Consider the following 16,351-nt stretch of genomic DNA (forward strand, 5'->3'; position numbering starts at 1 on the left):
GACAACCTTCCGTTTTGGTATTATAGATAAGAGAAACTACCTTGATTATCGCCTGAACATGACGCTCGATAACCATTTATAGTACAATTTCCAAATCTATTCACACAAGCAAGAGATATTCCGTTGCCATTTGGAGTATATGTTGTTCCAGTCCCATAACATATTGAATCTTGTGAATTTCTTCCACCATTAATCGATTTTAATCTGTCTTTCTTTAACTTTTGTACTCCTTCTAATTTTAAAATGCTTTTTAACATAAGTTTGTTTTTTAATTATTAATACTAATTTATTGATCCCAATAGTGAATCTTTACATGTACGTTCCTCGAAAAACAAAATGTTACTATTAAAAAAACTTTTTTTTAAAAAGTAGTTGAGTCATGGTCATTTTTGTCTTGAAGTTTTTTATCCTCTTTTCTGAAAAATAATCATATTTTTATACTCTTATTTGAATTTCTTTTAGATCTACGTGTGTAAATGGCGGAAAAAGTAAAAATTATTGAATGTCCGAGAGATGCTATGCAAGGCATTAAGGATTTTATTCCTAGCGAAAAAAAAGTTCAGTATATCCAATCGCTTTTGCGTTGTGGATTTGATACGATAGATTTCGGTAGCTTCGTATCTCCCAAAGCTATCCCGCAAATGGTGGATACTGCCGAAGTTTTATCTAAATTAGATTTGTCGACGACAGAAAGTAAATTATTGGCGATTATTGCCAATGTTCGTGGAGCGAATGATGCAGTGAAACATAAAGAAATTGATTATTTAGGATATCCTTTCTCGATTTCTGAGAATTTTCAGATGCGGAATACGCATAAGACAATTGCAGAATCTGTAGAAACATTACAAGAAATTCTCAATATTGCTGATAGATCAAATAAAGAAGTGGTAGCATATCTCTCCATGGGTTTTGGTAACCCTTATGGAGATCCTTGGAATGTAGAGATTGTAGGCGATTGGACGGAGAAGTTAAGTAATATGGGAGTGAAGATTTTATCGCTTTCTGATACTGTTGGAACATCTAATCCTGAGATTATAGAATACTTATATGCCAACCTGATCCCAAAATATCCCAAAATAGAATTCGGAGCACACTTGCATACAACTCCTACAAGCTGGCATGAAAAAGTGGATGCTGCTTATAAAGCAGGTTGTAGAAGATTTGATGGAGCGATACAAGGATTTGGTGGATGTCCAATGGCAAAGGACGAGCTGACCGGTAATATGCCAACTGAGCGTATGCTCTCTTATTTTACAGCTGCAAAAGCAGATACCAATATCAAAATGATGAGCTTTGAATCTGCTCATAATGAAGCTACCAAAATATTTACTAAGTATCACTAATAGATAAATTAGTAAAACAAAACCAACTCCTGAAATAAAGGAGATATTAGAAAGTAACTGTTACGACTGTCATAGCAATCAAACAGTATGTCCTTGGTATGCTAAGGTAGTACCTGTTTCTTATTGGTTAGCTCATCATGTAGAGGAAGGGAAGGAATATTTTAATATGTCGGATTGGGAACAGTATTCAGATAAAAAGAAAGATCATAAGTTAGAAGAGTTAATCAAAGAAGTGGAGGAAGGAGAAATGTCACTTTCTTCCTATACATGGATTCATGGAAATTTGGAGATAGAAGAGATGGAGCTGCTGATCAATTGAACAAAAGAACTTAGAAAAAAAATATACTTCTGAGTAAATACTTGTGGCAAATGATTCTATATGTTTTTTAATCTGTTGTAAATGTGGTTTTTAGAAGTGTTTTTCTGGAAAAGTGATCATTCCATTCTAAGGCTACCCAATTGTTAAATTTAATGTTTATTTAGATTTAGTATAAATAAAGTTTGTAAAATATGTTTTGATACATATATTTGCATTCGAAATAAGGAACTATTTATATTAAGTCTAAATAAAACAAAGCAATGAAGGTAAAAAGTCTAATCAATGTTATATGCATATCAGGAACTATTATTTTAGGTTCATGTTCTTCAGATGATGATGCACCAGTTGTGCAGGTAGAAGCTCCTGCTGCATATGAATTTCAACGTAATGGAGAAAGTACAGTAAGTTTTAGCGGTCAAACTACCAGAATAGTGATGGCAGAAGTTATTATTAGTGAATTTACTGATAATACAAGTACAGAAGCAATTATAGATGCAATGTTCGATCATCAAGAAAATGCCGATGATTTTGAAGATGCCGATTTAAATTCTTCTGATAAAAGTGTAAGAAGCAAAACTGCTGCAAGTGCTGATTATTTTTCTGCTAATGTTACAGATGCAGCGGCCATCAAAGCAGATTTTGATACTTGGATTAAAGGACAGGTTGATGAGGTTTTTCCTAACTGGGCTATAACTGCAACAGCAGGTAATCCGGGAGTTCTTCAAGAAGCTGGTGGAGGATCTAATAGATACTTAAATGCTAATGGATTAGAGTATAATCAAGCTTTTGCAAAAAGTTTGATAGGCGCTTTGATGACTGATCAGGCTCTTAACAATTATCTGGGAACTGCCGTTCTGGATGAAGCCGATAATGTGGTAAATAATGATAGCGAAGTTGTGGCTGAAGGGAAACCTTATACTACTATGGAGCACAAATGGGATGAAGCTTATGGATATTTATATGGAGCTTCTGTGAATCCAGCAAATCCTAATACGACGATTGGTGCTGATGATAGTTTTCTGAATAAATATATTGGTAGAGTTGAAGGTGATACGGATTTTGAAGGTATTGCAGATGATATTTACGATGCGTTTAAATTGGGTAGAGCGGCTATTGTAGCTAAAAATTACACAGTACGTGACCAGCAAGCGGCTATTATTAGAGAAAAGATTTCTGAAATCATTGCAATAAGAGCGGTGTATTATTTACAACAGGGTAAAGCTGCTCTAGAAGCTTCTACTATCGATTATGCAAGTGCTTTTCACGATTTATCAGAAGGGTATGGATTTATCTATAGTTTACAGTTTACAAGAAGATCAGATAGTAATGCTCCATATTTCACTAGAGCAGAAGTGCAAACATTTATCGATCAGTTAATGGGAGGTACCAATGGTTTATGGGATGTAACACCTGCAACATTGCAATCAATTTCTGAAACTATTGCATCCAAGTTTGATTTTACAGTAGCACAAGCTGGAAGTTAAAAATTAAACAAAGTATAAAATGATAAAAAAAAGAGAGAGGAAATTATACCAATTTCACCTCTTTTTTTACATTTGCAGAACTTTATTAAGAATAAATAAAAATAAGATGAAGAAGTTTGGGTTTTTAACAGTGGTTATTTTGGTTCTTGTTGTGGCTGCGTGTTCATCGAGTGATGATGGAACAGGAACAACTGATAATTTTGATAGAAAAGCGATGCTTGAAAATATTGCTGATAATATTGTTATTCCAGCATATCAAGATTTTTCGACAGATATGACGGCTTTAAAAACAGCTGTTTCTGATTTTGTAAATGCGACTGATGAAACTAATTTGATTTCTTTAAGACAGGCTTGGTCAACAGCATTTATCTCTTGGCAATCTGTTAGTATGTTTGAGATAGGTAAAGCGGAAGAGATATCCTTTAGGAATTTTATGAATGTTTACCCAGTCAATGCTACAAATGTAGAAGCTAATATTTCTTCAGGGACTTACGACCTTACTTCAATTTCTCAGCAAGATGAACAGGGTTTTGGAGCATTAGATTACCTAATTAATGGTTTATCTGATTCTGATGCTACTATTGTTGGTTTTTACACAGATGCTACCAATGGTGATGACTATGAAACCTATCTGACAGATCTTGTTACCAGAATGGATGATATAACATCACAGGTGTTGAATGATTGGACAGGAGCCTATAGAGACTCTTTTGTAAATAACAGTGGTTCTTCGGCAACGAGTTCATTAGATAAATTAGTAAATGATTTTATCTTTCATTATGAAAAACATTTACGAGCGGGTAAGATAGGTATTCCTGCAGGTGTTTTTTCTGGAAATGTTTTAGACGATAAAGTGGAGGCGTTCTATAAAGGTGATTTATCAAAAAGACTTTTTAATGCGAATCTTGATGCTTTACAGGATTTCTTTAATGGAAAGCATTTCAGAAGTAATACTACTGGTGAAAGTTTAAAGACATACCTTGATTTTCTCAATACTATCAAAGATGGGGAGGATTTAAGTGCTTTAATTAATAATCAGTTTAATTTGGCAAGAGCCACAGCAGGTAACTTAAGTGATGATTTTTCTGCACAGGTTCGGACTAACAATAATCTAATGCTCAATACTTATGATGAACTTCAAAAAAATGTGGTTTTTCTAAAAGTAGATATGCTTCAGGCTATATCGGTAAATGTTGATTTTGTCGATGCTGATGGAGATTAAATTTATTTTTAGTATTGTATGAGTTATCATTTAAACGAATATTTTAAAAAGAATACGGAGGCTGCACCACTTGCAGTCTTTCGTATTTTTTTTGGTTTGATGATGTTGATTAGTATTATTCGTTTTTGGAGTTATGGGTGGATAGACAAATTATATATCAAACCTACTTTCTTCTTCTCATATTATGCTTTTGATTTTATTAAACCTATCGGTGTTTACACCTATTTAATTTTTGTTTTATGTGGTGTTTCTTCAGTATTTGTAGCGATTGGATATAAATACAGAATAGCCATTATAACATTTTTTCTAAGCTTTACCTACATAGAATTAATGGATAAAACCACGTATCTCAATCATTATTATTTTATTAGTATCCTGAGTTTTTTACTTATTTTTTTACCGGCTAATGCCTATTATTCATTGGATGCTAAGATAAAGAGAGCATCTTTTCAGAAAGTACCAATCTGGACAATTGATGCGATAAAATTATTATTAGGAATTGTTTATTTCTATGCAGGTTTGGCAAAGCTAAATTCTGATTGGTTGCTAAAAGCAATGCCACTAAAAATTTGGTTGCCTTCTAAATATGATATACCATTAATAGGAGATCTGATGCAACAAGAATGGGTGCATTATGCTTTTAGTTATACAGGTGCTATTTATGACTTAACGATTCCATTTTTACTTTTATATAGAAAGACTAGGGTTTTTGGTTTTGTAATGGTAGTTGTGTTCCATGTTTTAACAAGAGTGCTTTTTCCGATAGGTATGTTCCCTTATATCATGATTGTAGGAGCATTAATATTTTTCGATAGTAGTGTTCATCATAAAATACTACAATTCATTTCTAAAATATGTGGCATAAATAAAACAAATTTTGATACAAATAGAGTGTTGGTTTTCCTGCAAATTAAAACCAAAATTATGACATCAGTATTAGGATTGTTTTTTGTGATTCAATTATTTTTGCCGTTTCGATATATGCTATATCCTGGGGAGTTATTTTGGACAGAAGAAGGGTATCGTTTTTCTTGGCGAGTGATGTTAATGGAAAAAGCTGGATATGCCAATTTTAAGATTGTAGATGAGAAAACAGGAAAGAGATTTTATGTGGATAATGATGATTTTCTAACTCCTTTTCAACAAAAACAGATGGCTACACAGCCTGATTTTATATTGGAGTATGCGCATTATCTTAAAACACATTTCGAAAATCAAGGGCATCAGAATATACAGGTATTTGTGGAAAGTCATGTAGCGCTTAACGGAAGATTAAGCAGTCAATATATAGATTCTAATGTGGATCTGGGAAAACAAAAAGAATCATTTAAACATAAAACGTGGATTATTCCATTTAAGGATGAAATTAAGGGATTGTAATGTAGTTATCTTTTTTTTATTAATAACTACAATCGTTTCAGCGCAGTATACGATAAAAGGAGTTGTAAGAAATCAAAATAGTCAACCTGTTCAAGGTGCGGAGGTTTATAATAGAACTACTGGACAACAAACAATAACAAAAGGAGATGGAAGTTTTGAGTTTGCTGAGTTAGTAGAAGGATCATATTTTCTTACAGTTTTTAGTTTTGATTATGAGATTTTAGAACAAGAGGTTACTATTAGTAAGGATACTGAGATTAAGCTGGTTTTGAACCTTTTGGGAGAAGAGTTGTCGGAAGTAATTGTGACTCAGCGAAGAGAAAAGGTGTTTGGACTTAAACAATTAAAACCAGTAGAAGGAACAGCGATATATGCAGGAAAGAAAAGTGAAGTAGTATTGTTGAGTAATGTTCAAGGTAATTTGGCTTCTAATAATGCCAGACAAATTTATGCGCAAGTTGCCGGTTTAAATATTTATGAGAATAGTAGTGGAGGATTACAGCTTAACATTGGGGGGAGAGGATTGGATCCGAATCGTACGGCAAATTTTAATACTCGTCAGAATGGTTATGATATTAGCGCTGATGTGTTAGGATATCCAGAAAGTTATTATACGCCACCAGCAGAAGCGATTGAAGAAATACAGGTAGTTCGTGGAGCAGCTTCTTTACAATATGGGACACAATTCGGTGGGTTGTTAAACTTTAAAATGAAGAGGCCAAATCCAAATAAAAAAATAGAATTGGTTTCTCGTCAAACATTAGGTTCTTATAATCTTTTTACCAGTTTCAATAGTTTAGGAGGTACCATTGGTAAGTTTAGTTATTATACCTTTTTTAATTATAAAAAAGGGGATGGATTTAGAGCTAATTCCGAGTTTGATTCTAAGAATGCCTATTTCCATTTAGGATATCAGTTGTCTGATAAAACAAAGTTGATCGGAGAATTTACATATTTAGATTATTTGGCAAAACAACCAGGAGGTTTAACAGATACCCAATTTAATATAGATCCTGCATTTAGTAACAGAACTAGAAATTGGTTTGATGTAAATTGGAAATTATTTTCCTTGAAACTAGAACATGAATTTTCTGACAAGACTGATTTTAGTCTTAATTTATTTGGATTAGATGCTTCGAGATCAGCGGTTGGTTTTAGAGGGATTCCGGGTAGTCTAAATACTAATCCTATTACAGATGTAGATGAAGTTGATGGATCTGGTAATTTTGTAAACTCAAGGGATCTTATTGTTGATAATTTTAGAAATTGGGGTGCAGAAGCAAGGCTACTTACTAGATATCAATTATGGGATGAGGAGTCAGTTTTTCTTATTGGTTCGAAATATTATAAAGCTTCTAATGATTCAAGGCAAGGGTCGGGAGGTATTGGATCAGGACCAAATTTTAATTTTCAAGATGAAGCTTTTCCTGATTATCCAAATCAATCTTCTTTTGATTTTCCTAATGTTAACCTAGCTGTTTTTGGAGAGAACATATTTAAATTATCTGATAAATTTTCGGTTACTCCTGGATTTAGATTTGAATATATTAAGACAGAAAGTCAAGGAACGTTTAATAATGTAATATTTGATAATGCGGGCAACCCTATTGCTAATAGTATAGAGACAGATAATAGAGAATTGGATCGATCTTTTTTCCTTTTCGGAATAGGGTCGAGTTATAAAATTAGTAACTCTTTAGAAGCGTATGCGAATGTCTCACAGAATTATAGATCGATCACTTTTAGTGATATTAGAGTTGTTAGTCCAACATTTAGAGTTGACCCAGATATAGGAGATGAAGAGGGATTTACTGCTGATATCGGAATACGAGGTAGGTTAAACAATATGTTATCTTATGATATCAGTGTTTTTGGATTAGTGTATGATGATAGAATTGGTATTGTATTTAATGATAGGGCCGAGCGAGTAAGAGGAAATATTGGAGATGCATTTATATATGGAGTCGAGAGTTTTGTGGATTGGAATGTTTGGAATACTTTCTCAGAGGGTAATGAAAACTATAGATTAAACTTGTTCGCTAATACTTCCTTTACTACTTCAGAGTATACGTCATCTGATCTTTCTGGAGTTGAAGGAAATAAAGTAGAGTTTATACCAGAGGTTAATTTGAAAGCAGGGCTGAAATTTGGTTATAAGAACTTCCTAGCAAACATACAATATACATATCTTGCTGAGCAATTTACGGATGTTTCTAATGCTGCTGTGGCATTAGATGGAGATAACAGAAATGGTATTATAGGAGAAATACCGTCTTATTCAATTTTAGATCTATCACTATCCTATACCTATAAAAAGTTCAAACTAGAAACTGGAATAAATAATCTTTTGGATGAAAGTTATTTTACACAAAGAGCAACAGGATATCCTGGGCCAGGAATTATTCCTTCTGATCCTTTAACTTGGTATGCTACTTTGCAATTTAAGTGGTAGTTTATATAAGATTTAACTTTTGTTTACTTATATAATTAACTTTTGTTCAATCTCTGGTTTTGGTTTTAATCTATAAATTTGTTCAAAACACACGTTATGAAAGAGTTTGAGGGTTATGATAATATGATGGCAGAGTACTATAATGCTAGTTCAGCACTTGTTTTGCCACTTTCTTCTTGGGAGTTTTATGGAGAACATAACTGGTTTTTTAATAGTTTTAAGAAAGACCTTGATTCCTTGAGCAAAATCACCAAAAAGTGGGATTTTGATAATATTTATCATAACGAGTTGGTAAATAAGCAATCAGTAATAGTTGTAACTAATCCCAATCTTGAAATAGTATATGCTACCCATAACATAGAGAAAATGAGTGGATATACTTCTGAAGAAGTAATAGGTAACTCCCCTAAAATGTTTCAAGGTAAACAAACCGATCCTAAAATATCTAAGGTTATAAGAACTGCAATAGATAAGGAAGAGCCATTTGAAGTTTCTATTGTTAATTATAAAAAAGATAAATCTCCATATTTATGTCATATCAAGGGCTTTCCGGTACGTGATAAACGCGGTAGACTTGTTAATTACATAGCTTTTGAACAGGCTGCGTAGTTCTTTTTCAATTTTTTTTTTAAAACAAGCACTTTTTATAACTAGTGCTATTCTAATTTTAGTCAAAATTTATTATTGATGAAATTATTTTCCTTGTTATCTATTCAGTTAATAGTTTTGAGTTAATAATTTACCTTTTTCTGTACTTCTATTAGATAAAGAAGTATTGAGAATAGAATTTCAAATTTTTAAAAAACTATTCTCAATATATCTTTCCTAAGTTTCCTTTTAGGAATTTTCAAAATGTATACCTTGTTATTTTTAGCCCACTTTTACAGCTTATTTTCATTCTAATCTATTCGATTAGTTGCTAGCTCTTTTAGGATATTGAGGTCTTTTACGCTCTTTTGGCGGATTGTTTTTTAGTTCTTTTAAGGCTATTTCTATGGCTTTTTCTAATTGAGGGTCCTTTCCTTTAATTACTTCAGAGGGTAATTGTTCTACTTCTATATCTGGTGCTACACCAACATTTTCTACTATGAAACCATCTTCTGTCCAAATTGCAACATTTGGAGCTGTAACACTGGCGCCGTCAATAAATTCTGGAAACCCTAAAACTCCAACTAAACCACCCCATGTTCGTTTACCTACCATTTGTCCTACTTTAAATTTTCTAAACATCCATGGTAGCATATCTCCACCAGATCCAGCAGTTTCGTCAATGATCATTACTTTAGGTCCCTGAATAGACGCACTTGGTGTTTTTAAATCTTTTCCATATCTGAAATTCCAATGAGATTGATAAGGATTTAATAATAAGTTGATGTAATAATCTGCTATTTGACCACCTCCATTAAAACGCTCATCAATAATAATGGCTTTTTTATTAGCTTGAGGAAAGAAATATCTTTTAAAATATTCATGACCCGCACCGGCAGTATTTGGAACATATACATAAGCAACTTCTCCGTTGGTAGCTTCGTGTACTTTTTTAAGGTTTCCTTCAACCCAATCACGATTACGTAATCGATATTCGCTTGATATGGGTGTCACTTTTACAACTCTAGAATCTTTATAGGTGTTATTAGCACCTACAGTAATTTCGATAATTTTGTTAGCAGTATTCTCGAAAACACTAAAAAGGTTCATAGTGGCTTTTAAGTCTACTCCGTTTACGGCCAATAGGTAATCTCCTTTATTGACTAATACTCCAGGTTCTGTTAGTGGGGATCTTAAATCAGGATTCCAATTTAAGCCACCATAGATTTTCTTAAATCGATATCTGTTGTTTGTTATTTCATAATCAGCACCAAGAAGACCTCCAGGAATTCTTTCGGGAGTATTCAATTTTTCTCCACCTCCTTGTAATCTATGATGCCCTACAGATAATTCACTACACATCCATTGTATCACTCTATTAAGATCATTCCTACAAGAAAGATGAGGTAAAAACTGTCGGTATTTCTTTTTCATTCCTTTCCAATCGGAGCCATGCATTCCAGGATCATAAAAATAATCACGATTGATTCGCCATGCTTCTTCGAAAATATTTTCCCATTCATTTATTGGGCTCATTTTTACTTTTATTTCGCTAACTTTTAAGGTTCCTTTTCCGTCTTTTGGCTTTTTAGCTATTTCTGTTATTATCCATTTATTATTTTTTTGATAGAGCATTTTTTTGCCATTAGAGGAAATAGCATAATTATCCAATTCCATTACTTTAGTGTCTTTACGTTCCTTTAGATCGTATTCGTGTAGAGAAGAAGGAATTGAACGATCTAGAGGGTTCGATGAAATGTATAAGATCTTATTAGCTTGCCCCGAATTTAATTCACTATAGTTACCTGCTTTTATAGGTATATCAATGATTCTATTTTGTATTCCGTCAATATCAATTTGCAGCAATTTCTTGGAATCTTCATCTTCTGAATCTTTATCTTTTTCTTTAACTTCTTCTTCTTCATCGCTTTCTTTTGCAAAAGGAGAAATGATATCTTTTCTAAGTGTAGCTAGATAAATAGAATTGCTAGATGTCATATCTTGATTAGACTGATCAAACCAGTTAACAACCGGTCCAGCATCGGTAGAAGCAAAGAAGTAAATATAATCGCCACTAGGATCAAAAATAGGATTGGTAGCATTACTTAATCCGTCACTAATAGGATGTGATTTGGATTCTTCTATGTGATGTAAAAATACTTGTTCGTAGTTAGAATCTATGATTTTCGAATAAACAATCCATTTAGAATCCTTAGACCAATCTCCAAAAATATTTCTGAAAGCTCCTGGAACATAATATTCATCATTGGCAATTTTAGAAACCTTTTTAGAAGCAATATCTAAAATATATAAATTTCTACCATTATCCGAAAAGCTTATTTTTTTGCTATCTGGAGACCAATTTGTATAAGCATAAAAACCAGTACCAGGAATTTTAAATCTTTGAGGATCTCCTTTACCATCTTGGGATTTAATATATAATTCATATTCTCCTGAATCATCAGAGAAGTAAGCAATACTTTTTCCATCAGGAGACCAAGCCGGATATTTTTCATGACTTCCAGGGCTTTGTGTTAGATTTCTAGGATCTCCTTTGCTTTCTGGAACGGTTATAATTTCTCCTCGATAATCAAAAACAGCTCTTTTTCCCGAGGGAGATATATTAGCGGAGCGTATATATTCGGAGCCACTTACATACCTGTCACGTAACTCTAAAAGATCTGTAGCTATCCCTATGGTTAGTTTGGTGCTTTTTTTTGTGCTGATATCATAGGTGTGGAGGTAACCAGCTTGTTCAAAAATTATTTTATTAGTTCCTAAATCTGCATTAGTAATTGGAAATTTATCAAATTGAGTAAGTTGTTCTATTGTTTTCGAGCTTATCTGATAAGAAAATAAATTAAATTCTCCATTTCGGTCACTCAAAAAGAATATAGTGTCATCTTTCCACATGGGTTGTACATCATTACTTCCATCTTTAGGTTGCGGAATTTTTATAATAGATTTATCTGCAAAAGAAAACAGCCATATATTTGCTGTTGTACCACCTCTATAGTTTTTCCACTGATGAAAACGTTCTCTTATTGGAGTGTAAGCCATATGCTTTCCGTCTGGTGAATAAGTAGCATGCCATGCATTTGGTATTTCTAATTCGGTTGGGAAACCACCATTGATAGAAACTTGATAAAGCTTTGAATATCGGTTGGTATGAATTGCTCTTTGAGAGTTGAAAAGTACCGAGTTGCCATCAGGAGAGAATCCCAATGTAGTGTCTCTCATTGGGTGCCAGGTGAGTCTTTTAGGAATTCCTCCTTCTACCGGAATGATAAAAACATCAACATTTCCGTCGTATTCTGCACTAAAAGCAATAAGCTTACCATCGGGAGAAAAAACAGGGTTAGATTCTATCCCCTCATCTATAGTAAGCCTACGAGGTTGAGTTCCATCTGATTTAGCCACCCAAAGATCTTCCGCATAAACAAAAGCAATATTTGATTGGCTGATCGCTGGTGTATGTAACATTCGGGTGTCATTAGGATCTGTAGCATAAGATTTGATAGAATACAAAACTGTTAAAAGCAGTATTCTATAAAGAGTCGAGTTTAAATTTTTCATGACTTTTTTGATTGATGAAGATTTGTGTTTTTTATTTAATGAACTAAATTAAGTGTTTATGAATTGGATTTTGTTAATCATATTTTAAAGTAATATAGTTTTAGAAATTTTAAGACAAATAAATGAGTGTGTGAATATCAATATTGAAGCCTATATACCTTGCTGTTTAGCTTTCATGATCTTAAATTTTTAATTGATTATAAATTCCGAATACTATTGTTTGTTGGTTTGTTAATCTGTTGTTAAACATATTTAGCTGTTGTAACAACGCTGGATTTCTATTCGTCTTATAAGTATAAATCAATAAAAAACGAATAGAATGAAAACATTAAATGTTATGCTGTTAGCAGCGGTATTTGCAATAAGTAGTATTGCAAGTGCAAGTACGAAATCGACAGAACCAGAAACTAGTTTTACAGAAGAGGTAAAAGAATTATTGAAAAAACCTTCATTTAAAATTGATAATGAAATTAAAGCCAAGGTAGTTTTTACCCTTAATGCAGAAGGTGAAATTGTCGTGCTCTCGGTTGATTCTGAAAGTGAAATAGTAAAAAGTTTTATCAAGAACAGATTGAACTATCAGAAAATTGAAACAAAATTAGAAACAGGAATCAAATTTTATACAATACCAGTTCGGGTAGTTGCCTCGTAAAATATAGTTTTAATAAAAGAAAATCCTGGACTCATCATCTGGGATTTTTGTTTGATTTGTCTTATTGAATGTTATTGTTTCTCAAAATTGGTTTTACATTATTTCCCTTTGATATAATTTATGCTAACAGTTGCCAAATCAGAATCAGGAAATTTAGAAAAATAATTTGGGTTACTTTCTAATCCTACTTCTCTAATAATCTTAAGAAAAGAATCTATTTCTAAAATATACTGGTCAGAAAATCCGTGAGTTGCATCATAAGCGGTGGCAGCAGTACTACCTATATTTTTAGCAGCTGTGTCAGGCGGAATGGTATGTAGTTCTATAACAATTAATCCGAATTTTGAGATATGCGGAGCCCATTTTTTAAAATGATCTTTCAGATTGCGTTCTACATCATCATTATGTAATAATTTTCCTCTAAAAGCGAATGCTCCCGTAGAGTTGCTAGGTGCGTCTAGTATTGCTATGGGGTCGCTCCAGATTCTGTTATGGTCTAGAAAAGTTCTTACCGATAAAAGATCTCTTAGTTCGATTTTATAGTTTTCTTTTAAATCTTTTTTCAAGAGATCGGGATCGCTAATGTCACCCCAGATTACTTTGGCCCATATATCTGCCTGAATCAAGTTAGCTCTGGTAACTTTAAGAGCCGCTTTATTATAATCTGCACCAACTAAAAATAAAGGATGATCATCCAGGTGTTTTCCTCTTAATGTTTTAGATGCTATAATCTCAAAAAGATGGATCAAAAAAGCACCATTACCACATCCCATGTCTAATATTCCTTTAGGTTGTTCATCTAATGGTTTATTGAATAAACTGATGATGATTTCGTCAATTTTTTTGAAATAAGTAGTGTGGGCGCCACCACTTCCCCAAACATTCATTTCGCGATCTACATGAATTTCATCGGTATGATGAGTAGGATTCCATAAAACTTCCGGATTACCAAATAATAAAGCATCCATCTGCCTAAACATAGGAATGTAGGAGACTGTCACCCCATATGCGGTTGCTCTTTTAGCAAAAAATAGTCCTTTATTAGTGAATGTATAATTTTCTTTGTTTTTAAGAAACCACCCTAAATAACTTAAGAAGGTGAGGATGGTGTCGAAACTTTCTGGAAAACGATGATATTCGTCTGCGCTAAAAGATGCTTCCATAAAATATTTATGGAACATTCCACCCATTCCAAGACGTACTACCGTTGGTCCCACCAGAATACCTTCAATATGTTTAAGGATTTGATGTTGAATAGTATTTGTCAATTGATCTTCAGGAGCAGGTAACTCTAATCTATTCTGATAGGGTTTAAATAGTTTTTCTAACTTTTTAAACGGTTCTAATTCGAATTTCCTCCTATGGAATTTACCAGAATATTCAAGAAGATTAACAACACCTTCATACAAATGAAAATGATCAAAAGCTATTCCTGTATATTGATTTATGGAAACAATAGGTATGTTTTTTTTAATTTTATAGTCTAGCCATCCTTGTGATGACAACATTCGTAGTCCTACATTCAGATATCCTTCATTTCCTCTAAATTCTTTCGCAATTTCTGATACAGTTATAGTTTTATGTAGGATTATATAATCAGTAACTTTCTTTTTGAATAAAGAATAAGCTACCGGCGCTACAGCAATTCCGTCTAAATGCCTAAATAGTTCTTCTCGGAATATTTGTTTTTCCTGTTTTGTGAGCATGAATACTTAATTGGTTGTTAGTTGAGATACTACTTGAAAGCCTCATCCAAATTAAGCATTTATTTTTGAAGATGATATGCTATACTTGCTTATTTCCTGATGGTTTATCTTTTTTCGCAGGCATGGGGCCTCTAAGGTGGATCACAAGTCCATTTAAGAAATTACGTAGGATTTGATCACCACATTCCATGTATTTGGGATGATTTTCGTTTCTGAAAATAGCTCCAAGTTCACTTTTGGTGACCTTAAAATCTACTAACGAGCAGATTTTTACAATATCGTCATCACGTAATTTGTGCGCTACTCGTAATTTCTTAAAAATATCGTTGTTAGTTAATCCCATAAGGCAAAGGTACTTTTTTAAATGAGTACAAAGAAAAAAATATCGATTATGTTCCGTAAGAAATATGTTTATAAGATATTTGCATACCTAAAATTTCATAATGTATAGTAAGGAAGAGAAATTGAGTTTGTTGTCAGAAATGATAGAATTCGCAAAGGCTGATAAGAAAATAAAAGATGAGGAGTATAATTTTATTTTAGCAGTAGCTTCTCAGCTTGAAATAACAGAAGAAGAGATTGGTCATTTAGTGCGTAACAATGCAGAGAAGAAAAATCTTCAGCCAGAATCACAAAGAATATTACAATTTCACAGATTAATTTTGTTGATGAATGTAGACCAGGAAACTACTCAAACAGAAATTCATAAGATTAGAGAAATGGGATTGCATATGGGGTTACGACCGGAGGCTATAGATACTGTCTTAAAGGAAATGCATAATTATCCCAATAAGGTAATTCCGCCAAAAGAATTGATTACAATCTTTACTAGGTTTTATAACTAATCTTATAAGTATTCAGGATATTATAAATATTAAACCCTCAAGATCCACTTGAGGGTTTAATATTTTATGCGCTTTTGTCATTAAAAAAACACAATAAATGTCAAAATGACATCTTTTAGTTGTGTCAAAGTGACAAAATGTCTTAAAAATAGCAATGGAATTCTAATTGCTATATACTCATTGAATTTAAAATATAGAATAACTTAAAAAATATAATACAATGAGTTTAGTAAAAAGAACAGACAGATTACCATTTATTCTTGATGATATTCTTAATACCGATTGGTTTGGTGGAACTAGTAATGGGCAAAAAATTGGTTTTAATACACCTGCAGTGAATGTAAAAGAATCCGATATTGATTTTGTAATCGAACTTGCTGCGCCAGGATTGGTAAAAGAAGATTTTGATATAGAATTAGATAATGATGTATTAACAATTTCTTCTGAAGTTAAAAAAGAAACTACTGAAGAAAAAGATAATTACACTAGAAAAGAATTTGGTTACAGTGCGTTTAAGCGTTCATTTACCTTACCGGATACTGTAAATATTGTTGATATTTTAGCTTCTTATGATAACGGAATTTTATCGGTAAAACTTCCTAAAAAAGAAGAAGCTAAGGTTCAACCTAAGAGATTGATAGAAATTTCATAAGTTGATTTTTAGTTAGTTAATGTTGCGAAAACGCCTTCCAGAAATGGAGGGCGTTTTTATGTTTTGAAGAATGTTACTCGGATGTAGTTTCTCTTTAGTTTTCTGTAAATTATTGTAATATGGAATTTTTTT

14 protein-coding genes are annotated in these 16,351 nt (G+C 32.7%); 10 read left to right on the top strand and 4 right to left on the bottom strand.

What is annotated here, in order from left to right:
• Positions 1 to 20 precede the first annotated feature (20 nt).
• Positions 21 to 257, bottom strand: coding sequence for a hypothetical protein (locus Q0910_RS00445; RefSeq protein WP_299211010.1), 237 nt, complete (start codon positions 255 to 257; stop codon positions 21 to 23).
• A gap of 219 nt (positions 258 to 476) precedes the next feature.
• On the opposite strand from Q0910_RS00445, the gene Q0910_RS00450 reads away from it, so the two are divergent.
• The 7 genes from Q0910_RS00450 to Q0910_RS00480 all read left to right on the top strand — a co-directional run bounded on the left by Q0910_RS00450 (position 477) and on the right by Q0910_RS00480 (position 8,809).
• Positions 477 to 1,343, top strand: a complete 867-nt coding sequence (locus tag Q0910_RS00450) for a hydroxymethylglutaryl-CoA lyase (protein WP_299211012.1) — start codon at positions 477 to 479, stop codon at positions 1,341 to 1,343.
• 7 nt (positions 1,344 to 1,350) lie between these two features.
• On the top strand, positions 1,351 to 1,662 hold the full coding sequence (locus Q0910_RS00455) for a heme-binding domain-containing protein (protein ID WP_299212665.1): 312 nt from the start codon (positions 1,351 to 1,353) through the stop codon (positions 1,660 to 1,662).
• 260 nt (positions 1,663 to 1,922) lie between these two features.
• Positions 1,923 to 3,146, top strand: coding sequence for a DUF4856 domain-containing protein (locus Q0910_RS00460; protein ID WP_299211015.1), 1,224 nt, complete (start codon positions 1,923 to 1,925; stop codon positions 3,144 to 3,146).
• A gap of 106 nt (positions 3,147 to 3,252) precedes the next feature.
• Positions 3,253 to 4,368, top strand: coding sequence for an imelysin family protein (locus Q0910_RS00465; protein WP_299211018.1), 1,116 nt, complete (start codon positions 3,253 to 3,255; stop codon positions 4,366 to 4,368).
• Between the two features lie 18 nt (positions 4,369 to 4,386).
• A complete protein-coding gene (locus tag Q0910_RS00470) occupies positions 4,387 to 5,748 on the top strand; it encodes an HTTM domain-containing protein (RefSeq protein ID WP_299211021.1) in 1,362 nt (453 codons plus the stop codon).
• A complete protein-coding gene (locus tag Q0910_RS00475; protein WP_299211024.1) occupies positions 5,729 to 8,200 on the top strand; it encodes a TonB-dependent receptor in 2,472 nt (823 codons plus the stop codon). The genes Q0910_RS00470 and Q0910_RS00475 overlap by 20 nt, the downstream gene beginning before the upstream one ends.
• 96 nt (positions 8,201 to 8,296) lie before the next feature.
• A complete protein-coding gene (locus tag Q0910_RS00480; RefSeq protein ID WP_299211026.1) occupies positions 8,297 to 8,809 on the top strand; it encodes a PAS domain-containing protein in 513 nt (170 codons plus the stop codon).
• A gap of 303 nt (positions 8,810 to 9,112) precedes the next feature.
• On the opposite strand, the gene Q0910_RS00485 is transcribed toward Q0910_RS00480, so the two are convergent.
• The gene (locus Q0910_RS00485; RefSeq protein WP_299211028.1) at positions 9,113 to 12,364 is read right to left on the bottom strand and encodes a S41 family peptidase; all 3,252 of its coding nucleotides are present in this window, start codon (positions 12,362 to 12,364) and stop codon (positions 9,113 to 9,115) included.
• 319 nt (positions 12,365 to 12,683) lie between these two features.
• Between Q0910_RS00485 and Q0910_RS00490 the strand changes: the two genes are divergently transcribed.
• Positions 12,684 to 13,016, top strand: coding sequence for a hypothetical protein (locus Q0910_RS00490; protein WP_299211031.1), 333 nt, complete (start codon positions 12,684 to 12,686; stop codon positions 13,014 to 13,016).
• Positions 13,017 to 13,114: 98 nt separating this feature from the next.
• Here the strand turns inward: Q0910_RS00490 and Q0910_RS00495 are convergent, their stop codons facing one another.
• Together Q0910_RS00495 and Q0910_RS00500 are read right to left on the bottom strand one after the other, a co-directional pair.
• The gene (locus Q0910_RS00495; RefSeq protein WP_299211034.1) at positions 13,115 to 14,722 is read right to left on the bottom strand and encodes a class I SAM-dependent methyltransferase; all 1,608 of its coding nucleotides are present in this window, start codon (positions 14,720 to 14,722) and stop codon (positions 13,115 to 13,117) included.
• A gap of 79 nt (positions 14,723 to 14,801) precedes the next feature.
• Positions 14,802 to 15,065: a DUF1456 family protein gene (locus Q0910_RS00500; RefSeq protein ID WP_299211037.1), complete on the bottom strand. Its 264-nt coding sequence runs from the start codon at positions 15,063 to 15,065 to the stop codon at positions 14,802 to 14,804.
• Between the two features lie 100 nt (positions 15,066 to 15,165).
• On the opposite strand from Q0910_RS00500, the gene Q0910_RS00505 reads away from it, so the two are divergent.
• A complete protein-coding gene (locus Q0910_RS00505) occupies positions 15,166 to 15,567 on the top strand; it encodes a TerB family tellurite resistance protein (protein ID WP_299211040.1) in 402 nt (133 codons plus the stop codon).
• Positions 15,568 to 15,787: 220 nt separating this feature from the next.
• The gene (locus Q0910_RS00510) at positions 15,788 to 16,219 is read left to right on the top strand and encodes an Hsp20/alpha crystallin family protein (RefSeq protein ID WP_299211043.1); all 432 of its coding nucleotides are present in this window, start codon (positions 15,788 to 15,790) and stop codon (positions 16,217 to 16,219) included.
• Positions 16,220 to 16,351 lie beyond the last annotated feature (132 nt).

Origin of the sequence: uncultured Aquimarina sp. (genome assembly GCF_947495315.1) — a bacterium.
Lineage (GTDB): Bacteria > Bacteroidota > Bacteroidia > Flavobacteriales > Flavobacteriaceae > Aquimarina.